The organism is Erythrobacter sp. AP23 (assembly GCF_001542855.1).
In the GTDB taxonomy this organism is placed as follows: domain Bacteria; phylum Pseudomonadota; class Alphaproteobacteria; order Sphingomonadales; family Sphingomonadaceae; genus Qipengyuania.
In genome coordinates, this window is record NZ_LNBY01000001.1 from 43,078 (window position 1) to 66,255 (window position 23,178).

Annotated in this window: 21 protein-coding genes; 11 read left to right on the forward strand and 10 right to left on the reverse strand. The window is 57.9% G+C overall.

Going from position 1 to position 23,178, the window contains the following annotated elements:
* The 4 genes from ASS64_RS00210 to ASS64_RS00225 all read right to left on the reverse strand — a co-directional run bounded on the left by ASS64_RS00210 (position 1) and on the right by ASS64_RS00225 (position 4,409).
* Positions 1 to 1,791, reverse strand: coding sequence for a class I SAM-dependent DNA methyltransferase (locus ASS64_RS00210; protein WP_067688093.1), 1,791 nt, complete (start codon positions 1,789 to 1,791; stop codon positions 1 to 3).
* Between the two features lie 829 nt (positions 1,792 to 2,620).
* Positions 2,621 to 3,142, reverse strand: a complete 522-nt coding sequence (locus ASS64_RS00215) for a hypothetical protein (protein WP_067688096.1) — start codon at positions 3,140 to 3,142, stop codon at positions 2,621 to 2,623.
* Positions 3,143 to 3,147: 5 nt separating this feature from the next.
* Positions 3,148 to 3,789 carry a hypothetical protein gene (locus tag ASS64_RS00220; protein ID WP_067688099.1) on the reverse strand — a complete coding sequence of 214 codons (642 nt, stop codon included), beginning with the start codon at positions 3,787 to 3,789 and terminating at the stop codon, positions 3,148 to 3,150.
* A gap of 32 nt (positions 3,790 to 3,821) precedes the next feature.
* Complete coding sequence (locus ASS64_RS00225; RefSeq protein ID WP_157075035.1) at positions 3,822 to 4,409, reverse strand: hypothetical protein; 588 nt, start codon at positions 4,407 to 4,409, stop codon at positions 3,822 to 3,824.
* A gap of 702 nt (positions 4,410 to 5,111) precedes the next feature.
* Here ASS64_RS00225 and ASS64_RS00230 point away from each other — a divergent pair.
* From ASS64_RS00230 to ASS64_RS00240, 3 genes are all read left to right on the forward strand, one after another.
* Positions 5,112 to 6,851: an AAA family ATPase gene (locus tag ASS64_RS00230; RefSeq protein WP_067688105.1), complete on the forward strand. Its 1,740-nt coding sequence runs from the start codon at positions 5,112 to 5,114 to the stop codon at positions 6,849 to 6,851.
* A complete protein-coding gene (locus ASS64_RS00235) occupies positions 6,842 to 7,684 on the forward strand; it encodes a hypothetical protein (RefSeq protein WP_067688108.1) in 843 nt (280 codons plus the stop codon). Before ASS64_RS00230 ends, ASS64_RS00235 begins: the two co-directional genes overlap by 10 nt.
* Positions 7,685 to 7,893: 209 nt before the next feature.
* A complete protein-coding gene (locus tag ASS64_RS00240; protein WP_067688111.1) occupies positions 7,894 to 12,357 on the forward strand; it encodes a hypothetical protein in 4,464 nt (1,487 codons plus the stop codon).
* A gap of 154 nt (positions 12,358 to 12,511) precedes the next feature.
* On the opposite strand, the gene ASS64_RS16560 is transcribed toward ASS64_RS00240, so the two are convergent.
* The 4 genes from ASS64_RS16560 to ASS64_RS00255 form a co-directional block, all read right to left on the reverse strand.
* Positions 12,512 to 12,676: a hypothetical protein gene (locus ASS64_RS16560; RefSeq protein ID WP_157075036.1), complete on the reverse strand. Its 165-nt coding sequence runs from the start codon at positions 12,674 to 12,676 to the stop codon at positions 12,512 to 12,514.
* Positions 12,673 to 12,858, reverse strand: a complete 186-nt coding sequence (locus ASS64_RS00245) for a helix-turn-helix domain-containing protein (protein ID WP_067688113.1) — start codon at positions 12,856 to 12,858, stop codon at positions 12,673 to 12,675. Before ASS64_RS00245 ends, ASS64_RS16560 begins: the two co-directional genes overlap by 4 nt.
* 417 nt (positions 12,859 to 13,275) lie before the next feature.
* Positions 13,276 to 14,214: a DUF4238 domain-containing protein gene (locus ASS64_RS00250; protein WP_067688116.1), complete on the reverse strand. Its 939-nt coding sequence runs from the start codon at positions 14,212 to 14,214 to the stop codon at positions 13,276 to 13,278.
* Positions 14,215 to 14,216: 2 nt separating this feature from the next.
* A complete protein-coding gene (locus ASS64_RS00255) occupies positions 14,217 to 15,146 on the reverse strand; it encodes a HEPN domain-containing protein (protein WP_067688119.1) in 930 nt (309 codons plus the stop codon).
* On the opposite strand from ASS64_RS00255, the gene ASS64_RS16565 reads away from it, so the two are divergent.
* Positions 15,126 to 15,377: a hypothetical protein gene (locus ASS64_RS16565; protein WP_157075037.1), complete on the forward strand. Its 252-nt coding sequence runs from the start codon at positions 15,126 to 15,128 to the stop codon at positions 15,375 to 15,377. The genes ASS64_RS00255 and ASS64_RS16565 overlap by 21 nt on opposite strands.
* 233 nt (positions 15,378 to 15,610) lie before the next feature.
* Here ASS64_RS16565 and ASS64_RS00260 read toward each other — a convergent pair whose 3' ends face one another.
* Entirely contained in the window at positions 15,611 to 16,321 is a 711-nt protein-coding gene (locus ASS64_RS00260) for a Crp/Fnr family transcriptional regulator (RefSeq protein ID WP_083508089.1), read from the reverse strand.
* 111 nt (positions 16,322 to 16,432) lie between these two features.
* On the opposite strand from ASS64_RS00260, the gene ASS64_RS00265 reads away from it, so the two are divergent.
* From ASS64_RS00265 to ASS64_RS00275, 3 genes are read left to right on the forward strand one after another with little or no spacing between them, the layout of a single operon-like run.
* Positions 16,433 to 17,575 (forward strand): beta-ketoacyl-ACP synthase III, encoded by a 1,143-nt coding sequence (locus ASS64_RS00265; protein ID WP_067688122.1) that lies wholly within the window; start codon positions 16,433 to 16,435, stop codon positions 17,573 to 17,575.
* Positions 17,576 to 17,614: 39 nt separating this feature from the next.
* Positions 17,615 to 18,367: a phosphatidylserine decarboxylase gene (locus ASS64_RS00270; protein WP_067688125.1), complete on the forward strand. Its 753-nt coding sequence runs from the start codon at positions 17,615 to 17,617 to the stop codon at positions 18,365 to 18,367.
* On the forward strand, positions 18,364 to 19,176 hold the full coding sequence (locus ASS64_RS00275) for a phosphatidylcholine/phosphatidylserine synthase (RefSeq protein ID WP_067688128.1): 813 nt from the start codon (positions 18,364 to 18,366) through the stop codon (positions 19,174 to 19,176). Before ASS64_RS00270 ends, ASS64_RS00275 begins: the two co-directional genes overlap by 4 nt.
* On the opposite strand, the gene ASS64_RS00280 is transcribed toward ASS64_RS00275, so the two are convergent.
* Positions 19,160 to 19,399: a hypothetical protein gene (locus ASS64_RS00280; protein WP_067688132.1), complete on the reverse strand. Its 240-nt coding sequence runs from the start codon at positions 19,397 to 19,399 to the stop codon at positions 19,160 to 19,162. The genes ASS64_RS00275 and ASS64_RS00280 overlap by 17 nt on opposite strands.
* A gap of 350 nt (positions 19,400 to 19,749) precedes the next feature.
* Between ASS64_RS00280 and rpsB the strand changes: the two genes are divergently transcribed.
* The 4 genes from rpsB (at position 19,750) to frr (ending at position 23,162) form a co-directional block, all read left to right on the forward strand.
* The gene (rpsB, locus tag ASS64_RS00285) at positions 19,750 to 20,502 is read left to right on the forward strand and encodes a 30S ribosomal protein S2 (protein ID WP_067688135.1); all 753 of its coding nucleotides are present in this window, start codon (positions 19,750 to 19,752) and stop codon (positions 20,500 to 20,502) included.
* 111 nt (positions 20,503 to 20,613) lie between these two features.
* Positions 20,614 to 21,540 (forward strand): translation elongation factor Ts, encoded by a 927-nt coding sequence (gene tsf / locus ASS64_RS00290; protein ID WP_067688138.1) that lies wholly within the window; start codon positions 20,614 to 20,616, stop codon positions 21,538 to 21,540.
* Positions 21,541 to 21,866: 326 nt separating this feature from the next.
* Positions 21,867 to 22,592: a UMP kinase gene (pyrH, locus tag ASS64_RS00295; RefSeq protein WP_067688141.1), complete on the forward strand. Its 726-nt coding sequence runs from the start codon at positions 21,867 to 21,869 to the stop codon at positions 22,590 to 22,592.
* A 12-nt stretch (positions 22,593 to 22,604) separates the two neighbouring features.
* Positions 22,605 to 23,162 (forward strand): ribosome recycling factor, encoded by a 558-nt coding sequence (gene frr, locus ASS64_RS00300; protein ID WP_067688144.1) that lies wholly within the window; start codon positions 22,605 to 22,607, stop codon positions 23,160 to 23,162.
* Positions 23,163 to 23,178 lie beyond the last annotated feature (16 nt).

Genomic DNA, 23,178 nt, shown 5'->3' on the forward strand with positions numbered 1-23,178 from the left:
TTAGAGGCCATAAATTTGTCGCAGTGCTTTTTCCAGCGTGGCGCGAGATGCTCCGCTAGAAACCAGCTTCTCGATCTTTTTCATTTCTGACGCGGGAGGCAACGGAATGGCTTCCAGCTCGAATGCGGAGACTGCCACACTCCCACTGATGCAGCGAAACAATTGATCGACCACGTCACTGTTTAGGATTGCGGCCACCGCAGCGGCGCAGACTTTCGCGGATGAAGTCGCACGAACCATGTTCAGGTGGTTTTCGACGATCACGCCGCCGTGCTTTTCCACGAACTCCTGCGGAAGTTCAGCAGCAATCAAACGTCGCGGCTGCTCCTTCGCCGTGGTTCGCTGAACGAGGACCGAGGGTTGATCGACAACTAGCCAATCATCCCCCACCTCAACCTTGAAATAGGGAGCGTGATTCTTCTTCTCCGCGCGGAAGATAAACCGGCCATCTGCCGTTACCGCCTCGGCCCAAACTAGCGGCAACGCTCCTCGGACAGCCCGTTCACGCAACTGCGGCTTGAACCTGTTCCAGACCAGCGGGCCAGTCGAAACACGATAACCCCAATCCGATAGACGAGCGGGCATCCTAGCTGCGGCTTTGATAATGCCAACATGCTCGGGTTGCCGTGGTGCTAGCCATGGTGTGGAAGAGTCATCGGGTAGCGTGACCTTCCCATTCTTTGTCAATCGAGCTTCACGCTCATTGTCGACATTCAGATAGTGAACTTGGAAAGGTCTCTGCTCACCGCCCTTGCGATAGAGCGCAAGCAGAGTCTCCTGCATCACATCTTCGAAAACGCCCCGGCGCGCGTGGACGAAGTCAATGGCTTCTGGCGGTGCTTCGCTGGCGAGCAATCGGCGCAGAGCTGTGTAGTATTGCCCGCCGAGGACGCTGGTTGGAGTAAGGTAGGCAATGACACCTCCTGGCTTGGCCCAACGCAAAGCAACATCGGTAAACAGACCATAGAGATTAGCATGGCCGTAGAGGCTTCGCGCGAAGCGCTCTCGCTGCTCCGCCGAGAGGCGCACGCGGCCATAGGGCGGATTGCCGACCACCAAATCGAATTTGGGCGATGGCGTAACTTCGAGTGTGTCGCACACTTCTACGAACTTTGGTGCGGCACGACCGCTCGCATCGATCAGATCCGAAAGAAATATCTCAAGTGCAACCTGCGAAAGGGCTGCCGCGTGGGGGTCAATTTCCATACCGGATAGACGCGCGCCAAGCTGCGCCAAGACAAACGCCTTTTCGCTGCCATCAAGCGCACTGCGCATCCGCGAAGCAGCTTCGAGCAAGAAAGCTCCGCCGCCACTTGCCGGATCGAGCACTCGCGCGGTCGTCCAATCGACGCCGCCCTCCTCCGCAAGATCGAGTAGCCGCTTGTTTAGCGACGCTGGTGTATAGAAGGCTCCGAGATCGCTCCTTTGCTTGGAGGGAAGGAGCGCGGTGTAGAGGCTCGTCAGGAAGTGGCATCCTTCGAGCAATGGAAGGGAGGCGGCTTCGATCCCGATTGATCGAGCGAGCTGTACGGTTGTCGTGTCCAGAGAATGGCTCTTACCCGCCAGGTGGTCGGCAATATCTAAATTTGGAGCGACCTTCTCGGCGAATGAACCCATTGCAACATGGGAGAAATCGGCAGCAAGTCGAGCTCGGCACTGGTCATGAAGGGTTTGCGCCCAAGCGCGCGCGACTGTCCGGGCACGGGCCAACTCATTTCGCTTCGAAACAAGCGAATGCGATTGATCGACACGTTCGACCGAGTTCAGTTTTCGTGCCAAAATCGACGTCAAAGGGCTCTCCTTCGTCTCTGATTAGCGAAATCCCGCTCAAAGAGAACCTTGATTTTATGTTCTCTCTTTGTTCTATTTGCAACCACTAATTTCCTCCCCACAAAATGCATTCTGCGCGGTTGGAGAGGCTTGGCAGCTTGAACTCGCTTAGCTGGCGCGCATGGCTTCAGCCATGCCGTCTGCCTTCCGGCGAGGATGGGAGGGGGAGGGAAAACCGCAAATCGATGCCCTGGCGCGGGCCAGCGGGTGTCAGCCCGCCACCCGGGGGCGTCTATTTGCGGTTTCGGAAACGAGAGGGCGAAGCCCATGGCGTTCCCGCGTGAAGGATCGCGCCAGCGATCCGTACAACAAAACGGCACCCTTGCGACGGTGGGAAGCCGCCGGACGTCCTGCGCGCGCGGTCACTGCGCCAGCGGGCGTCCGGCAATGAGAGAGGCAAGAGTGCCTGCGGGTTAGCTCAAGAGCGCCGAGCCTTCAGGAGTGCGCAGCGCGGGACAGAGCGCGTCATTCAGAAACTCCCGCTCAACTTCAAACTGCTCCTGATCGTCACCCGAATGGGCCGGGACTACAGGCCCGGTCCGCGCAGCGGATAGAGCAGGTCGCCCCAGGGGCAGCGCGAAAACCGCCTCGAGGTAAAGTGAAGCTAACGGCGAGGTCGGGGGGCGGAAGCGGTCCGTCCGGTTTTGCTGGTCTCTACCTATGAGCGAACCTCAAACAATCGCCTCGTAAGACACACGTCCGTGTTCGCGTGTCGTGCGTCGCCGGGCTGCGGCTGACATGCTCCAACACAGATCAAAATCTCAGCCTAATTGCCTAATTGCGTACAGTTTCAAAACCTCAAACTGTCGAGGACTAACCTCGCATCTGCGCAACCGCTTTCGCTCTCACACTGGCCGAACACAGTGAGGCGCGGATCGACTACTTCAAGGCCATCCAAGCTAGAAGCATCGAGAACGGCCGTGAGAACCGGAATTTCGCCTGTCCCCGGCTTCAGCGCTGTTGATCTGACCCTCACCCCATCAATTGAGGTTCTGCTCGAACCCGGCAAATCGGGTGCGGGTTCGAGCGACGCCCCGTAGCTGAAAACGAGCTCAAAACTGTCACCACTGACTTTCCAGCCCTGGAAATCTCCAAAAAGCTCCTCGACAGCATGATCACCGGGCGCAAATGAGCAGCAACCTTCCAGCACCACATCGCCTCGCGACGGGGGTATCTCGGGCCGCTGGGTAACGTCCGCGCCAGCAGGTCCAACCACCTTGTGCTGCGCCGGCTCGGGCTCGGAAGCGTCCTGGCACGACGAAGCCGCCAGCAACATGCCAGAAAGGAGGAGAACTCTTTTCAGGTCGGACATGACAGCTACCTTGTCCCGTAAAAGCCGAGCATCAAACCTTCTTCGTCAGTGCAAAAATCACGCTTGATTTGTCCCTGAATGATGTATCGAGACATGACGCAAGGGCCAGTCGTACCGTCGGAGCGATGGTACATCCCCATAAAGTGCCCGAACTCGTGCAGCATCGCAGATTCGTAGTCGATGCGCTGCCGAATGTTGGATGAGGTGACCGTCCCGCAGGCAAAGTCGCCCGCCTGCTCTTCCCGAACCGAATAGTAGAATCTGTTCGCGTTCACTACGACGCGCGCACCGTAGTAAGGGACCGGTCGCGACCCATTATCTTCCCACCATATCTGTGTCGACATGACCGACGTCGATCCTGGAACAATATCGAGGAATTCGGGGTCGTCGGTGTAGCTGGGCTTGGTGCCGTATTTGAAGTAGTCTCCTGCGCCAGTAAGCACAAATTCCGAACCGATCTCATTTACCGTGGTGGCGGCGCGAATTGTATCGCCATCGCAAATGGGCGGTAATTCTTCGTGAATACGAACGTACTGCACTTGGTTGTCGACGATGCGTTTCACATATCCTTGCTGCTGAATACTCTGGGCCGACACGGCGGTGCCGAGGCCGAAACAAACTGCTGCGATACCGAGTTGAATTTTCATGACTGTGCCTTTCGCAGGAAATTGCGCGATAGTTAGAGCGACGAAAGATCAACGCTGAACGATGGCGGCGCAGTCGAGGTCGCCCTATCCCCATCAACGACGAGCGCGGGGATCAGCTCGACAATGCAGTTCTTGCATTGGCCTCGATTCCCCGAAAACTCGGACTGATAAAGGGATCTCGATCCAATGATCAGATATGATTGTCCGTCTTCCAACGGGACTTCCGTCGATATGCGAAGGTTTTCGCCACCTGCACCGGCGCCTGACCTTCGGCGCAGATCAATGGTGTCTTTCAAATTAGGCGGGAACTTGATTTCACGGGTGATCTGGAAACCGACCGTGGTGCGGTGTTGGTCGTCGAGAAGTTGATTGGTCTCGGACTGTTTTGTGCCCACGAAGACTGTATCAGCGAGCATAAGGTAGTCGTCGACAGAAGCCGTTCCACGGAGGGTATTGCCCATAGCCTCGACAATGGCGGAGCCGCCGTCCGCACTGGATCGCAGATCGCCTGGCTTGAAGCCGTAACTAGCCAACCCTTGTGCGATATCCACCATATAGAGATTGCGGATGGCCTCCAACTGCACCGGATTGTCGACAGCGGACGGATGCGGCAGGACCACATCTATTGCACGGACCAGTCCATTCAACTCCCGCAACTCATTTGGGGCTACTGATCTTTGAGCCCTTTCGCGTTGTTCGTTAGTCTTACGCTCTATGAAGGCGGCAGTCGCCTGCTCTTGAGTCCGGGGTACCGTTTCCTGGGCTATCGCAACTGTAGCCGTCACAAGAAATAGGGAGCCCAATCCTGATCGGATGTATGACATCTTGTTTCTCCATTAACGTTCAGTTCCTACTATTAGGCAACGGACGGGTTCCCATTCACACGAATAGAATGAATTACTGAGGGCGGAGAATGTTCGGTAGGTGTGATTGACTGTAAATACGCGGTATGACCTGGGTGCTCTGCTAATGACCAATGGTGTCAACATAAACGCACCGCCAGTCTTCCATGGTGATCCGTCGCGAAGGGGCCGTTACCGGACAGTCCGCTCTTGGCCCGAAATATCCATAAGCCGAAGATGAATTGTCTGTGCCGTGCATGGTCGGGGCAAGATAATGAACGGCATGGGGCGTATTTTTGCCTTCAGCTGGCTTTTCGATGTCGTTGCCAATTTATGGAAAAATGTTCGGTCTAGACATCTAGCTTTTCAAAACGGAGGTTGCCTTCTCGCAGAACTTGAGTGATCGGCGATAGTGTTAAGTGGAACAGTCTGTATTTTCTAAGTTTTGGAGTAACATCGAAGCACTCGAAGGCATTGGATATGAAGGTTGTTTACGTAGGGAGAGATGAGTCGGCGCGCCGTAAGTGGGTGTCGCGCAATGACGATATTCTGCTCCTACTCTATGATCGGTGGGACGATTACGGCTTCAAGACGCGCTTTCCCACCTTCTGCCGAGTTGATGGAGAAGAACTGGAACTTGGTGCCATTAGAATACTGTTTCAGGACAACTCTTCGTCGCATCAACACCTCAGCCAATTGCGCAAAGACAATTGGGACGGCGTTTTCCCGATCGATCGAGAAAACTACATTTCCGTGCCGGAAGACGTCACATTCTACGAGCAATTGCAGGGCGCAACATCGGACGAGGAAACACTCGCGATTGCCGAGCATCTGCGCGACGCAAGCCTGTTCGTATTCGAGCGTGAAGACCAGGAGGCCATAAAGCTCACTGACACCGATGGCTTTCGAAATTCGCTGCAGCGTGAACGAGGCTCACAAAAATCTTTTGCCGATGTCTGGAAAGTTTTGAGCGGCAGCGCGCTCGGTGTTTCGGATCTCACTTTCGATTTCAGAGATGTGCTGGGAGACCTTTCAACCCTAACGCTCAACTTCGACTCGCAATCGATCCTGCCACACGACATCAATGTGCTGATTGGCCCGAACGGGGTTGGCAAGTCGTGGTTGCTCAAGCAGCTTGTGCGCGCTTGGTTGCTCCCGCCCAAGCAGGCCGATGAGCTCGACGGGGCGGGCTTCAAGGAGAAACCCAACCTGAGCCAGCTCGTCACAGTATCCTACAGTCCCTTCGAGCGTTTTCCGGTCGATGCGGACGACGAGCCAGCGTTGGATCAGCGCCTGCAAGACAAGGATGTGTACCGTTTCTTCGGATTTCGCGGACGACCCGCTCCCGAAAAGGGCAAGAAACCCAGGAAAACGCGACATAGCCTGGCCGTTCCACGGATTAACGCCGCGACGTCCCTTATGAGCTGCCTGACCGACGATCTGCGCTTCAGCGGTATGAAGCAATGGGCTAATAAGCTGGATACGCTTCACCGAGTGCTGGGAAAAGCCATGACATTCGACGCGGCCGCACTCCTGCTAAAACCCGAAGCACCGATCGCTGACATCATCATCGAAGACCCCCTGGACGATCTGCAAGTGATCGAGCTGGACAGGAACTACGACAATCCGGGCATGTATCTTCCGATCTCGAACCATGACGGCGTTCTCAATATCGATTTGCTCAAAAGCCATGTCGACTATGAAGCCGGTGTCACCTTCTTCGATGGGGATGAGCCGGTTTCGTTGAGCTCCGGGCAACGCCTGTTTCTCTATATTGTCATTAACGTCATCGGCGTTATCCGCCGCAACAGCCTAGTGATCGTCGACGAGCCGGAACTGTTTCTTCATCCAACGCTTGAGATCGATTTCGTCACCATGCTGAAAAAAGTGCTGAGAACCTACGGTTCGAAGGCAGTGCTTGCCACTCATTCACCGGTTACGGTGCGCGAGGTGCCGAGCAGCTGTGTCCATGTCTTAGGAATATCGGACGACGAACTGGCCATTACCTCTCCGCCTTTCGAGACGTTCGGCGGCGATGTGCAACGGATCGCAAGCTACGTCTTCGGCGACCGGGCTGTCTCTAAGCCGCATGAAAGCTGGCTGCGCGAGCTCCTCGAAGAGCACGGGTCGGCCGAGGAGGTTATTGCCTTACTGGACGAAGAAATAAACGAAGAGATTATCATCCAGCTTCACGCAATGGATAACGGCAAATGGTTCTGAAGCTTCCGTTGCCACCGTTCTGCAGTGCCCAGCTTGTCGATGACCTGGTGCTGGAACGCGCTAACGGTCAAAATGAAGTGTTCTTCAACGTTCTGGCAGCCGAATGGCGGCAACGCGTGGAATTCTATGTCGCGGAGCGCGGCAATCCGGAGAGCGTTCCGGACTGGCCGCAAGTGGCAGCGCACCGAAAAAAGTTCATTAATCTCTATGACCATCCGGGCGAGAACTCTGTCCAGCGTCCGATACTCGAAGAACTTAGGAAGCGGACGCTTCAAATCTGCCCCTCATGCGGAGAGGATGGCACGCCCAACACGCTCGACCATTATCTGCCCAAAGCCGAGTATCCGCAATTTGCCGTAACTCCAGCAAATCTCTCTCCCATGTGCGATATCTGCCAGGGGCAGAAAGGCAGCGAAACCGTCGATGACGAAGGCCGGCGGTTGTACCTCCATCCCTATTTCGATGACTTCATCGCCGAGCAAGTGCTGCGGCTGACAATCGGCAGGCCGCTCAACGCACCAGAGAGTTTTAGCCTTGATCCCGATCCCGATCTGCCCGAAGATATCAAAGCACTGGTTGTGCGCCATATCGGTGGTCTAGATCTCGAGAAACGCTACGGCCCATATTTCAGAGACCAATACATCCGACTGCTAAGGTTGGCGCAAAACGCCCGCGACAAGGATCAGGACTTTCGCGCACTTCTGCCGCTATTCAAAGAGCATCATCTCGACCGCGGACCGAACGCTTGGATCCATTTGTTTTACGCTGCGGTTGTCGATGACGCGGAGCTCGTCGACTATCTTGCCGATGAGGAGTTGGAAGAAATGAGGTAGCGGAAATGCCGCTATACTCTGGGTGACTGGTAAAAGCTTGTTCTGTAATTATATCTATTCGGGCCAAAACGCATTTCTTGAGTTCGGAGAGGCACACACAGCGTAAAGCAAACAGGCCGAATATGGTATCAACAGGTCCTACGGGGGGACAAGCCGCAATCGCCGGCTTTCTCTTCCAGATATTGAGAAGCATCCAGTTGGGAACCCGGATGTCCGTCCAGCTACGTCTCGGCGATGGCGGAGAAACAGAAGACAACGCAATGCTGTTGAGGCTTGAGCCCGACAATGGCGGCGATCATCAACTCGAAGCTTCGTCGAACACAGTTATCGAACAGGTGAAGATGCGGGCACACCATCGTACATGGTCTGCCGGTGACATTGCGCGGGAAGTTTTTCCCGATCTTCTGAAATCCGTATCGATCGCAGATACGCAAGTGTTCCGGCTGGTAACGGACAACGGTCTGGGTACGGAGGAGTTAAGTCGCTTCGTCCGGCATCTCCATTCGCCGGAAACAAATGAGCCCAAGCCGCGATTCAAATGGGGGCATCAGAAACTTTCAGTCGATCAGTTCCTAGAGAACTTGGCCAAGGCGGCTCAAGTCGATCCTGGAAGCCAAAAGCTGCACCGGCTTTTGAAGAATTTCGACATCGAGTTTATCGATACGGCGTCGGCTGAGAACGAAGTCGATCACCTGCTTTCGCTGATGCTCGCGCCCAATCAGAAAGCAGAGGACAAGCGCGAAGAGATTACAGGCCGCATGCTCAAAGCAGCCAGCCGAGGGCAAACGCTAAGCGATTCCGACATCATGGATATGATCGGACCCGATGCACAATTGCGGCTCGACCATGCCCGCAATCTTCCCCGTATTTTGAAGACCAGGCTCCAGTCCGATCTGACGGCTTTGGGATACGATTCCAGCAAGCAGGCACGGATCGAGCCCCTTATTCCAATTGATCCCATTACCGTATTGTCGGGCGAGTCAGGGCAAGGAAAGACATGGTCCCTGTCACAATCTGCACAGTCGCAGCTGGAGCGGGGCGAACTTGCAATCGCATTCCGGGCGCCGACGGATTTCGATGGCATGGTTTCGGAAATCAACGAACGCATCTGGCTGCCTGCCTATGGCAAGATTGCGTCGATTCCGGAGATTGCGCGCCGGCTTATGCCAGCCGCCGGTGCAAAAGGCGGTATCTGGCTGACAGTCTATGTTGACGATCTACAGGACCGGAATCTGGCCCGGAAGCTGGCTTCCTATGATTGGGCAGCAGTCGGAGTAAGACTGGTTGTCTCGTGTCAGCCCCGCATCACGGAAGAAATTTCCAATTGCCAGAACAGCGCGAAAATTGACCAGATCGACAATTTCACCAGCGCAGAACTACGCAGATATCTGCGCTATCATGGCCGTGACGCTCCGCTCGAAACGATGCCCGATGACGTGTTCGAGCTCTTGCTGAAACCCATTCACGCAAAGATTTTCGTCGAGTTGCCCGAGCGCACCGATTGGGTCGATTGCACCGAATATGAGTTCATCAAGAGCTACTGGGATTTCGCCACGCGCCAAGCACGCGAACAAGGCGACCATCCGAGCGATGCACTAGGCCTTACGGAGCTGGCCGGTCGATTGCTCGGCAGCACGCCGCGATACCCTTGGACATTGCGCGATGTGCAGGACGCCGGTCTTAATGATGCGGCACTCCAGAGGCTTGAGAAGGTCGGTCTCGTTTGGTGGCCGCGACCAGACAGGTTCGCGTTCCGATCCGATCGATTACTGAACTGGGCTGTTGCCGAGCAGCTGTGCGCACGAATAGTCGACGAGCACTGGACACCGCATCGAGTCGACGAAGAACTTGAGCGAATCGACGCCATCGAAACGGCCAAGGAAGAGCCTGTCGGGAAGCGATTGGGGTACGTGTTCCTCGACACAATCTGGCTCCTGAGCGGGGAAGTTTCAGCACAATTTGTGGCAGACGTGTTGCTCGCCCAAATGCGCAGACTACCCCATGAATGGCGTCAGGAAGCTATGTGGTCACGGCACTTGGCGACCATTGGCAAGCGCCTTCTTCCGGCACTCGAAGACCTGGCGTTAAGATCCTATGACGACGAGACCGAGTGGGACATTCCACGCAATATCCATTTCGCAATCGCAGCAATCGCAAAGGAGGATTCCGGTGCAGTCACAGATGCGATAGAACGACTGCTGACGTCGGACAATGCGGATGCGATCGATGTGGCGGTACGGTCGGCTTGCACGGTATCAGCAGCAAGGTTGCTCGATCGGCTTTGGGACATTTACCGCCAGCGCGCCACCGAGCTGGATGAGTGTCGGGCGGACCCTGAAGAAAGAAACAGAAGTATCGATCTGATGGGGCGCCGCGATGTCAGCTCCAAAGCGCTCAAAATGGCTTTGGCGTCCAATCTTGCCTGGCTCGAAGACAAGATTGAAGCCACATCCGATCGGTCAGATCTCGAATACCTGCTGTGGGTGCTGTGCGACCGCGACATCCTAGATAATCAGGCGACCGCCGACATCTGGGCGCAACATAAGGAGCACTTTCGATCAGTTCTGGCGCAAGACAGCGTGGCGATGATCCACGCGCTCAAGCATTTCGCCGATTTCGACAACACAGGCTGGCTCGATGGCGTCCCGCTCAGCCAGGAGAATGCAATCGACGATCGCGTATTGAGCAGCCAGGCACAATTGAACCCGGCTGCCGCGCTCAAACGGATTCGCGATCGGGATAAGGATTACGGCTGGTCAGCCGCCAATTGGTGGCTCTCCGAGCTTGCGCGCTCGCATCCAGAAGAATTGGCCGAAGCGATCCTGGAGAATGCGCAGAAGGGGGCTCATCCGCTGACGGATGTTGTCCTGTATTACTCGCATTTGCCCGAATTGATGGATGCGAAGACCCTGGAATGGGTGCTCGATAGATTCGCCGTTCGATTGGCCGAGTTCAACGCAGAGCATGCCGGCGATCCGGACCATCAAACCGGTCGTCTTGGTCATCCGCTCAGCTTCCTGCCCCGGCTCGTCCATCCTTGGCAGTTCGATTGCGTGGCCGGAAGAGCCGGCACGGAACTCGAAGACGAGTTAGTCCGCTTTGCCACCGCGCGCTCGGGCCGTTCGAGCCGGGTGAGAGATATGCAGGGGCAGGAATGCGAGCGCATCCTCGCAATGATGGCAGGAGAAGGATTCGATGCACTTGTCGTCTCGGAACTGAGCCGAGACAATCCTATGGGCCGTGAGGATGGATATTCTGCCGCGCTATGGAGCGAGGCGGACGGTGTTGCGGACGCTCTCCGAAGCGCTGAAAGCATCGAGGATGGTGGCTACGGTCAAGTGCAGCAAATGCAGGCCCTTGCCGTCCATCAGCACGACGCAAAACTGGAACAGATGATCAAGGAAGGTGCACCCATTTATGTCAATGCTGCAGAGATGCGCAGCGTCGATGGTCGTGCGATCAAAGGTCTGAAACATCGCGTAAGCAAGTTGCTCGCGGGTGGTGACAGAGATGACTTGCATTCAGCCGCTCGGCTGGCAGGTTTCCTCAAAGACAAGGAAGATGCCGAAATATTGCTGCCGGTCTTCGTCGATCCAGCGATCGATGACGAGATCAAGCAGGCAATCATCGGTACATTTCGAGCCTTGCAATTTTACGATCCGCAAGTCCTCGCAGTTGCCGAGCGACTGATGCAGGATCGGTATGATGATGACGGGCAGTTTGTTGCCGGTTATCTGGCTGCAAACGGAGATGCAGACGCCCGCAAGGCGGTGACCCGGTGGCTTGGCAAGATGCAGACGGACACATGGTCCTCGTCTCACTATGCCTTCATTCAGCCATTGATGGATCATAGCGATAGCCGCCCGGCAACCTTGGAGTTTCTGCGCCGAGCCCGCGATGATGGCAGGCTCTCCATCAATGCCTACTATGTGCGCCAGCTGGCCGAAGAGGGTGACGAACGGGCGCAAGGGGATTTGTGGAAGGAAGCCTATCGAGCTCCGAGATTTGGCGTTGGCCGAACGGTGGAAGCAATCAGGTTCTTGCAATCGGTGGACCCTGACGAAGCCTTTTTTGCCGCCCGCAGGTTATTTACCCGACATAGCGATGCTGCCGCCATCAGTTTGATGCTCGACATCAATCGTGACGAAGCCGTGCCAATTCTGTTGGCGACCTTTCGCAGCGCCAAGCCATCTCTCCAGGCCGACATTGCAAGACGGTTGCGCACGAGACTCTCTACCGATCAAATTCTGGCTAAGCTTAATCCGCTGGCTGCAGCAAATTCGGCCAGGGAACGGCAGTTGGCTGCCGATTTGGCCGGATGGATGCCAACCACGGTGGATTTTCCCTGGCTTAGCGCCTTGCTTCAAGACAGTTCGATGACGGTGAAAACAGCAGCGGAAGATGCAATCCGCAAGAGAACTCTGGAAGTAGCAGCTTCTGGTCATCTCGATGCGATGAAGGCGTCGGCGAAACCGCTCAAGTGGGCAAGGATGCAGACGATTTTCGAATGTGTCGATCCCTATTTTCTCTGGAACCGTACCGACTCGATGGGCTTGGGTGAGTTGTTGGACACCCTGCCGACCGAATTCGTCGTGGATGCACGTCAGATACACCGCCAGCGGTCCAAGAAAGTGTCCGATGAATTGAAGAAAGCGGATCGAGATCAAATTTGAACCAACCGAGAGTTCTGGGGAAGCCTCGCTGACATTACGCAAGCCAGCTAGCTAAAAGCTCAATGCCGAACGTCCGCTCTGGACTCCATTTTGATCGAAACAGAGTCTGGAATGAGGGCGCAAAGCGGACGCGCTTCGCCATACGAAAAGACCGTCATTGCCTCTGTGCGAGCGCCACCACGATGCTAGCTGCGATGACGTCTTCGGCTTGCTCGCGACGCTCGGGCACATTCGTGATTAGTCTGCGCTTCGTGCCATCCGGGGCCTTCTTGAGCGCGGCCAGGACGATCGCGTGAGCGAGGTCGGGATGCATCTTCACGCGGGCGAGCCTTCGGTCCGATCGCGCGCAACGCGCCTGCTCTCGACAAGGCTCTTGAGGCTCTCGGTCAGCACCAACGTCGAACTGCCCAGCTTGATGTATTCAAGCTCGCCTTGGCCGATGAGCACGTAAAGTGTGCTGCGACCGATCCCGAGATAGCGACAGGCTTCTGTAATCCGCATGGCGATCGCTCGATGTCGGTCTGGCGTTTCTGGCTGGCTCGCTGGTCGTTCGCGCCTGTTATCGACATTCGGTCGGTCCTTTCATTTTAGGGTGATGACGGACCGACCTGGGGGACATGGAGGGGGAGCAGGTCAGGCCCGCCATCGAGACCAATTATCGGTGATTGGGGTCCGAACGCGCCACATGACATTTCTACGCTGGGGCTGCCGTTCTCGCGCCAAGGCGCCGAGGTCCGATGCTATTTGGGCGAGATGCATCTGCACGCATCCTTGCGGACGAGTGCGGACCAGTTCTCTTCGGCACGTCGTGACCGCTCGCTGCGCCATTCGGTCAAGCGCCATCGCCATTCTCATTGTAAAGAAAAGGGATTTTCTGGAAACCGCCGCTGGGCCGTTTCGGGTGCCGTCGCAGATTACTCAACAAAACCAACCACCTGCTGCCCGACAGACGGCGGCTCTTTTATCTCGCCATATCCCAGCGCTCAAATTCTGCTGTGCCAGCGATCGGAACTGAACAACATTTACGCCCCAGGACTTCAGGTTGGCCTCGATGAACTCTTGCGCGGGGGAATCGGATGCTGCCCAGACTCGCTGTGAAGCGGAAGCGAGGCTTGTCCGATTGGCTCTCGCGATCAGATCTGCCGGTTCGATGTTGGATAGAATCTGCTCGATCTTTTCTGATCGTGTGCCGAAGAAGAGGCGGCGCGGGCCAATAGGAAGCTGGATCGTAAACTCTGGGTTCTTGAAACCACCTTCCCAGTGAAGCGGCATATCCGAAAGGATAAGCGGCGGGTCTGTTTCGGCAAACTCGCGAAACCACCATTTAAGGCTTCCGAATGTCTCAGTGACTTCGTCGTGAGTGATCATTCGCGGGATGATGTTTGCAAGTCGAATTGCATCGATTGCGCCCGGCAAGTTTTCGCCAAACCATTGCTCGGAACTCATTTGGCCCGGTCCAAGTGTTTTGGCATCTGCTTCTGCGAGAAACCGCCTAACCAACTGCCCGCCCTCTTGGCGCAAATAGTCGAGTACGTCCGGCTGGCGTACTCGGAGCGAACTCATGAAGAACGTCCATGCAATATGGTCGTCCTCAGTCAGCGCCTCATGGCGTTCGAGTTTTTCGAGCGCCTTGACTGCGTTGTTGTCGAGAGGAGAGAATACCTTTCGTTCAAGCACGTCGCTGCCAAGGCCGATTGCATTGGCAACGATTGCATAGAGATCGTTTTCAAAGCCAGTCCATTTGGGCGTTCGCTTTGAGGAAACCAGCTTGCCACTCTTGACACCGAATAGGTGGACCTTCCCGGACTCATCTTGCCAGCGCTTAAGCAGAAACTGCGGGACGTAGTGGTGTCTCATGCTCAGTGAGAGCCAGCGGCATCGGCTCTCAGCTTTTCAAGTCGCTCGGAGCATACTGCGTGAACCACGTGGCCAAGCTTCTCGACCTGTTCACCGAGCCATTCGAGTTCTTCTTTGGTGATGCGGTAGTGCTTCGAGTAGCGGGCCTTGACGTAAGCCTCCTTGAGCTTCTCGAAGCGGGCTCGATCGCGGCGGGTGTCGCGTGGCCAGACGTAGGTGAGGCGCGGATCGATGCGCTCCGCCTGGGTGCGCAGGAAGCCGAGATTGTGCACGTGGGGCGTGTAGAATGTGCAGACCAGTAGGACACAGTGGTACAGACTCTCTGCAGCTTGATGCATCAAGAAAGCAGCTCGCTTGTACCTTCCTTTGCTCATTAGGTGCGTGGCACTGTCCACAAAGTCGTTCGCGCCGGGCATACACTCGTCAAAATACTCTTGCGCCATGGCGAGCGCTTGCGTGGGCGTCTTGGGCTTTGGTCTGTGCAGTTCAGTGTCGTCCGATTGGTATAGCGCGATCCCGTCATCCTTCACGTCCATGAAGAAGTAGCGACCGTGCGCGAGGCCATCGTTCACTTCCTGCAGGGTGTGGACGATGAAATTGACCGGTGTCTTTAGCGCCTTGGTTACGCCGTATTCGCGCATCAGCCGGTCATCGAGCTTCGACCAGTACTTGACTCGGTCGACCAGCCTTTTGTCGTTGACGATGATCAGAAGGTCGTAGTCTGACTGGTAGCCCTTGGCGGTGTACGGCTCGTCGACCCAGGTGCCCCGCGCATAGCTGCCGTAGAGAATGACCTTGAGAATGCGACCGGCCTTCTTCCATTCATGCTTGGCAAGCGCGAAAGCGTCATCGAACTCCTCGAAGATCAGCTGCAACACGCGTTCCAGTTCGCGCTGCTTTTGCGGCGGCAGATGATCGAGGTCGGTCTTCATCACTCAGTTCCTAGCAAGCTGCTGGAATGGTTGCACCTGCTGACCATCATTCATCCGCAATACTCGCTCATAGCGCACAGTGATTCAGCGTCATCCGCATACGTCAATACCAAGAAATGGGGATGGGCGCTCATCGACCCACTCCCACGTGCTGAAACGTTGGTGCGCAACAGCACAGAACCGCTTCTGAAGGAGCGTTTCTTGGCGTTTCGAACGGGCTGGGATATGTAGAAAAGGCGCTCTACCAAACGCCGAAAAATTCAGCTTCAAAGCTTAAAAGCTGAACCGAATTACCCTAATATGAACAAAAGTGTGGGGGAGAGTGTGGGGGAGCATTCGCGCCGATCTCAAAGACAGAATTGATTTCAAAGCGTTATTTTCGCGGTTCGATTCAAGCCCTGCCACCACCGCCACCTACCAATTCAGAGCAACGTCACCCGGCCGCGCGAGCGGCTGTCGTGCGTCTAGCTGGCACGGGCTTGGAGATCTGCGTGGTTGTGCAGCACGATCTCGCGCCGCGAGGGCAGGTCGATCAAGCCGTCGTTGCGCAGGCGGGTCAATTGCCGACTGACCGTCTCGATCGTGAGTCCGAGCACATCGGCGATCTGTTGCCGCGACAGGGGCAGCGCGACGCTGGTTCCCGCGCCGGCAACCGTCGTCCCGAGCCGCTCTGCCATTTCGAGCAGGAAGCTCGCTACCTTCTGCTCCGCGTTCATGCGTCCCAGAAGCAGCATCCAGCGCCGTGTGCGGTCGAGTTCGCTCAGAGTACGCTCGAGCAATTTGTGCTCGAGGCGGGGGTGTTCGCGGGCGAAGCGATCGAAATCCGCCCGTTCGAATACGCAGATGTTGGCATCGGTCAGTGCCTCGACACCGTAGGGCGAGGTTTCGCCGAACGGGCGACCGAGGAAGTCCGAGGGGTAGACGAGGCCGAGGATCTGTTCCTTTCCGTCTGCCGAATGCGAAGATAGCTTGAGGACGCCCTCGATCACATTGGCGACCAGGACCGCTTCATCGCCTTCCCACATGAGTTGCTCGCCCGCCGACAGTTTGCGCCGACGGCCAATACCATTGAGAAGCCCGATCTCGCGATCATCGAGGTCGGCACAAATGGCGCGATTGCGAATGGCACAGGCGTCGCAAAAGTTCGTCGGTCGAGATGACGGCATATCATGCATGGGCTCCGCACTATCGGGTGGCCGTAGCGATGTGAAGTGGTGTTTCGCGCCCGCGCATGCGGATGATTGCAGATGCTTGCAGGCAAGGCGGCGTCGGCCTAGTCAGCCGACATGAGTCACGACCAGAACCTGACCGGGCGCCCCGTCATTTCCTCCACCGGGTTGTTCACGCCCGACGAGACCATCACCAATGAGGAACTCGTCGAAAGCTTCAACCGCTATGTCGAACGGTTCAATACCGAGCATGCCGAGGCTATCGAGACCGGCGAGATCGAGCCATTGCAGCCGAGTTCGGTAGAATTCATCGAGAAGGCCAGCGGCATCAAGGCACGCCACGTCATGGCGAAAGAGCCGATTCTCGATCCCGCGATCATGGCGCCCCGCTGGCCGGAACGGTCGAACGAGGAGCTCTCCATACTGGCGGAGATCGGCGTGAAGGCTGCGCGTCAGGCGCTGGAGCGGGCAGGGCGTGAGGCAGCCGATGTCGACGCGGTACTGTGCGCCGCGTCCAATATGGAGCGGCCGTATCCGGCAATGGCGATCGAGATACAGCAGGAACTGGGAATCGACGGATTCGGGTTCGACATGAATGTCGCATGTTCTTCCGCCACTTTCGGGATCCAGACCGCTGCCGATTACATCCGCTCGGGCAATGCCAGGAGCGTTCTCGTGGTGAGCCCGGAAATTACCAGCGGGCATCTGAACTGGCGCGACCGCGACAGCCATTTCATTTTCGGCGACGTGGCGACTGCGGTGCTGGTCGAGGATGCGGCTGTCGCACCGCAGCGGCATTGGGACATACTCGGCACCAAGCTGAAGACGGTGTTCTCGAACAACATCCGCAACAATTTCGGCTTTCTCAACCGCGCGTCTCCAGAAGGGGAGGGCACGGCCGACAAGCTGTTCGTCCAGGAAGGGCGCAAGGTGTTCAAGGAAGTGGTGCCGATGGTCGCCGAGATGATCGTCACCGAAGCGGGAAAGCTGGGGCTCGATCCGCAGGCGTTGCGGCGGCTATGGCTGCACCAGGCCAATGCCGGGATGAACCGCCTGATCGCGCACCGGGTGCTGGGGCACGAGGCCAATGCCGATGAAAGCCCGACTGTGCTCGACACCTATGCCAATACCTCGAGCGCAGGCTCGATCATCGCATTTCACAAGCATAACGAGGACCTTGCCGAGGGCGATACAGGCCTGATCTGCAGCTTCGGCGCGGGTTATTCGGCGGGTGCGGTCTTCCTGCGCAAGGTGGCATGACACCTTGTGACGCTTCGTCCCAGGGCCTAGGTGGCGTCAATGGCAGGTGATCTTCTCGACAATCGCGGCCGCGGGGATGTCCGCTGGTCGTGGCCCCCGATCCATCCCGAGGGGCGCAAGTTCGGCGTCATCGCGGTGGTTGTCAGCCTGGTGTTCCTCGTCGGGCTCGATTGGGAAATAGTCGGCTGGCCCTTGCTGGCACTCTCGCTCGCCGTCTTCGCCTTCTTCCGCGATCCCGAACGTGTGGTGCCGCAGGACGAGAAAGTGATCGTTGCGCCGGCCGATGGTCTGGTATCCCTGATCGCCGAAGTCGATCCGCCGTCCGAAATGATCGTCGACGATGGCAGCGGGCATGCCGGTCTCGAACCGGGCAAGGTCACGCGTATTTCGATTTTCATGTCGGTCTTCGACGTGCATATCAATCGCGCCCCTATCGCGGGTACGGTGCGGCGGGTCATCTATATTCCGGGCAGCTTCCTCGATGCGGGTCTCGACAAGGCGAGCGAAGAGAACGAGCGCCAGCATATCCTGATCGAGCGCACCGATGGGCTGAAAATCGGCTTCACGCAGATTGCCGGGCTGGTGGCACGCAGGATCGTACCTTTCGTCAAGCCGGGCGATGCGGTCGGCGTGGGGCAGCGCATCGGCCTGATCCGGTTCGGTAGCCGGGTCGATGTCTATCTGCCGGCGGGAACCGATTCAAAGGTCCTGCTGGGCCAGCGCTGTATTGGCGGCGAAACCGTCCTTGCGGAAATCGGCAGCCAGAAACTGATCGAGGGAGTTTCGCAGTGACCGGGCCGCAACACGAATACGAAGAAGGCGCGCGCCTCGGGCCGAAGGCTTCGGAGGACGAGCAGCCGCCGGTCGTTCGGACCCGCGCGCTGACGCTTCGAGCGATGATCCCCAATGCAATAACCGCCGCGGCATTATGTGCGGGCCTCACCGGCATTCGCTTCGCAATCGACGCGAACTGGGGGGCGGCCGTCGTCGCCGTGATCGTGGCCGGAATTCTCGACGGGATGGATGGCCGGGTCGCCAGGGCGCTGAAGGCGCAGTCGCGTTTCGGGGCGGAGCTCGACAGCCTCGCCGATTCGCTCAGTTTCGGAACGGCGCCTGCAATCATCGTTTTTCTCTGGTCGCTGTCGGCCGAGCCGCGGCTGGGTTGGTTTGCCGCGCTGGCTTTCGCCATTTGCTGTGCCCTTCGCCTCGCGCGCTTCAACGCGCAGATCGACGTGTCCGACCAGCCGCATAAATCGCTCGGGTTTCTGACCGGTGTCCCGGCGCCGATCGGTGCCGGACTTGCCTTCGCACCCTTCTACCTCTGGATGGCGACGGGTCTGGAAGAGTTCCGCTATCCGCTCTTCGTCGGCATTTGGCTTGCCGTCATCGCGCTGCTGATGATTTCGAATATGGCGACGCCGAGCTGGACCTCGCTGCGTCCGCGACGCGGCATTCGTCTCGAGGTGCTGGCATTCGTCGGATTGCTGTTCGCAGCCTTGCTGGTCGAACCCTGGTGGACGCTGAGCGCAATCTGCGCGGGCTACCTCGTGCTTCTGCCTTACAGCCTTGTCCGCTACGCGCGGATCAAGCGGCGCAGTTGATTTTCGCGCGCAGAGCGCGATCCGTGCCGGAGCGATCGAATGCGGCACAACCACCCGCAGTCACAGTCCGGCGCAGCAACGGCAGGGCGGGTGCTGCGCCGTTTCTCAGTTCACGCCGAAGAATGCCGAAAGCACACCACCAGCGCAGTGCGCTATCGGCAAGCACACATACCGTTGCCACGGCGATGGCAACCAGCAGGGCAAACAGGAACAGTGCGAACATCTCAAAGTCTCCTTCCCGGCTGTCGACAGCGCTGTTGACAGGACGGGGATATTGGGTGGAAAACCCGCCTTGCACGTCGGTTGTTCCGACGATGGAGGCAATGTTCTCTTTTTGTTCCAGCCTGTCAAGCGCTATTTGCGACCGGATGCTCTTTTCGATTGACGAATTGAGTCTGGATTTTTGCGCCCGGCAGCGCTAAGGGCGCGCCGTCCGCACAGGTTTCGGTCGATTCCCGGCTGCCACCAAGCGGGCAAATCCACATGGAAGGCGCACATACCGGTGCCCGCCGCGGGACATGACCGCATTCGGGTTCCAGCTTTCCAGAGGTATAACCGGAAAGGAATATGACTATGGCGGCTCCTACCGTCACGATGCAGCAATTGATCGAGGCCGGCTCGCACTTCGGCCACCAGACCCACCGTTGGAACCCGCGCATGAAGCCGTACATCTTCGGCGCGCGCAACGGCATCCACATCATCGACCTGTCGCAGACCGTGCCGCTGTTCGCGCGCGCGCTCGACTTCATCCAGCAGACCGCGCGTTCGGGCGGCAAGGTGCTGTTCGTCGGTACCAAGCGCCAGGCGCAGGACGCGATCCGCGAAGCCGCGCTCGCTTCGGGCCAGCACTATGTCAACCACCGCTGGTTGGGCGGCATGCTGACCAACTGGAAGACCATCAGCGAACGCATCAAGTTTCTTAAGTCGCTCGACGAGCGCCTTGCCGGCGACACCGCAGGTCTGACCAAGAAGGAAGTCCTCGACCTGACCCGCAAGCGCGACAAGCTCGAGCTGTCGCTCGGCGGTATCCGCAACATGGGCGGCATTCCTGACGTGATGTTCGTGATCGACGCCAACATGGAAGACCTGGCGATCAAGGAAGCCAACGTGCTCGGCATCCCGGTCGTCGCCGTGCTCGACACCAATGTCGATCCTGAAGGCATCGCCTTCCCGATCCCGGGCAACGACGACGCTGCGCGCGCTATCCGCCTGTACTGCGAAGCCGTCGCCGAAGCTGCGAAGAGCGGCAAGGGCGAAGGCGTGCAGGATTCGGGTGCCGATGTCGGCGCAATGGAAAATCCGCCGGAAGAAACCGCGGCGGCTTGAGCCCTCCATTGACCGGGTGCCATCACGCGCCCGTCACAAAGCGGAGTTAAGCGCCGGGCCGCCCCCCCAGTTGGCCCGGTGTCCGCGTATCATACGAAGAAGGAAACTATCATGGCTGCATTCACTGCCGCTGACGTAAAGGCCCTGCGCGAAAAGACCGGCGCGGGCATGATGGACGCCAAGAAGGCCCTCGAAGGCGCCAATGGCGATATCGAAGCCGCAGTCGACGCGCTGCGCGCCAAGGGCCTCGCTACCGCCCAGAAGAAGTCGAGCCGTACCGCGGCCGAAGGTCTCGTCGGCGTTGCCGTCGAAGGCACCAAGGGCGTGGCCGTCGAGGTGAACTCGGAAACCGACTTCGTCGCCAAGAACGACAAGTTCCAGGATTTCGTGCGCAAGACCACGCAGGTCGCGCTCAACGCATCGAATGACGACGTCGAAGCGCTCAAGGCCGCTGCCTATCCCGATGGCGGAACCGTTGCCGACAAGCTGACCGACAATGTTGCGACCATCGGCGAGAACCAGCAGGTTCGCCGGATGAAGAGCGTTTCGGTCACCAACGGCGTGATCGTGCCTTACATGCACAATGCCGTCGCGCCCGACCTCGGCAAGATCGGCGTGCTCGTTGCGCTCGAGAGCGAAGGCGATGCCGCCAAGCTCGAAGAGCTCGGCAAGAAGCTCGCCATGCACATTGCCGCGGCCTTCCCGCAGGCGCTGACCGCCGAAGGTCTGGATCCGGCCGTGATCGAGCGCGAACGCGCGATCGCCAAGGAAAAGGCTGCCGAAAGCGGCAAGCCCGAAAACGTCCAGGAAAAGATGGTCGAAGGCGCGATCAACAAATACGCCAAGGAAAACGCGCTGCTCAGCCAGATCTTCGTGATGGACAACAAGACCCCCATAGCGCAGGTCGTCGAGCAGGCCGGCAAGGATGTCGGGGCCAAGGTCGAGCTGGTGGATTACGTCCGTTTTCAGCTGGGCGAAGGCATCGAGAAGGAAGAAGCCGACTTCGCCGCAGAGGTCGCTGCTGCCGTCGCCGGCTGATTCTGTGTATTTCGCAAAATAAAAAACTGGCAAAGCAGTTCCTTCTATGAGCAATTGGCGAAGCCCGTAGTTATTCGGGTCGCTCGTATTCGGGAACGGTCGTCGGACTTCGGTTCGGCGGCCGTTTTCGTAAGCAACGCCGATTCGGTCGAATCCCTTCTGCTCCGACCGGCTGCGACCGGATTTCTGGTCGTGACGCCATGGCGAAGCGGGCGCTCGCTCCGGCGTTGGAAAACGGCCGATCGCGAATTCCGCCACAATCCGCGCACTTGGCAGCGGCCTGTTGGCGCTCTAAGGCCGCGCAAACTTCTGCCAAGCGAGAATCCATGCCTCTATCGACGATGAAACGTGTCCTCCTGAAGCTCTCGGGCGAAGTCTTGATGGGCGACCAGCAGTTCGGGATCGATCCGGCCTTCGTCATGGAACTGGCCAAGGAGGTGAAGACTGCCAAGGAAACCGGGCTCGAAATCTGCCTGGTCATCGGCGGCGGCAATATCTTTCGCGGGATGGCCGGGGCGGCGCAGGGGATGGACCGCGCGCAGGCCGACTACATGGGCATGCTCGCGACGGTGATGAACGCGCTGGCGATGCAAAGCGCGCTCGAACAGCTCGGGGTGCAAACACGCGTGCAGAGTGCGGTGCAGATGGACCAGGTCTGTGAGCCGGTGATCCGCAGACGGGCCGAACGCCACCTCGAAAAGGGCCGCGTGGTGATCTTTGCCGCCGGCGTCGGCGCGCCCTATTTCACCACCGACAGCGGTGCGGCGCTACGCGCGGCGGAAATGAGATGCGACGCGCTGTTGAAGGGTACCAGCGTCGACGGGGTATATGACAGCGACCCCAAGAAGAATGCGGACGCAAAGCGCTTTGAAACCGTAAGTTACGGTAAGGTTCTGGCCGACGATCTCAAGGTCATGGATGCCAGCGCCGTGGCCCTGTGCCGCGACAACAATATCCCGATCGTCGTCTTCTCGATCCGCGAAAAGGGCAATCTCGCCCGCGTGCTGAGCGGCGAGGGCACGCAGACGATCGTCACGAACACAGAAAAGTAAGAGGAATCCGCCATGGCCAAGTACGACAAAGCCGATATCGAGCGCCGCATGAAGGGTGCCATCGAAAGCCTCAAGAGCGATCTGGCGGGTCTGCGCACCGGCCGGGCCAATACCAGCCTGCTCGATCCAGTGATGGTCGAGGTCTATGGCGCGATGATGCCGCTGAATCAGGTTGCCACCGTGAGCGCCCCCGAACCGCGCATGCTGAGCGTGCAGGTATGGGACAAGGCCAATGTCACCGCGGTCGAAAAGGGCATTGCCAAGGCCAACCTCGGGCTCAACCCGATGGTCGACGGGCAGAATGTCCGCCTGCCGATGCCCGACCTGACCGAGGAGCGCCGCAAGGAACTCGCCAAGCTTGCCGGACAATATGCCGAACAGGCGAAGATCGCGATCCGCAATGTTCGCCGCGACGGCATGGAGGCGCTCAAGGAAGACGAGAAGAAGAAGGAAATCTCCGAGGACGAGCAAAAGCGCGGTGAGGACGAGGTCCAGAAGTTGACCGACAAGTATGTCGGTGAGGCCGATGTTGCCGCCGCGCAGAAGGAAAAGGAAATCCTGACGCAGTAAGGCGGCGGGACGCGGA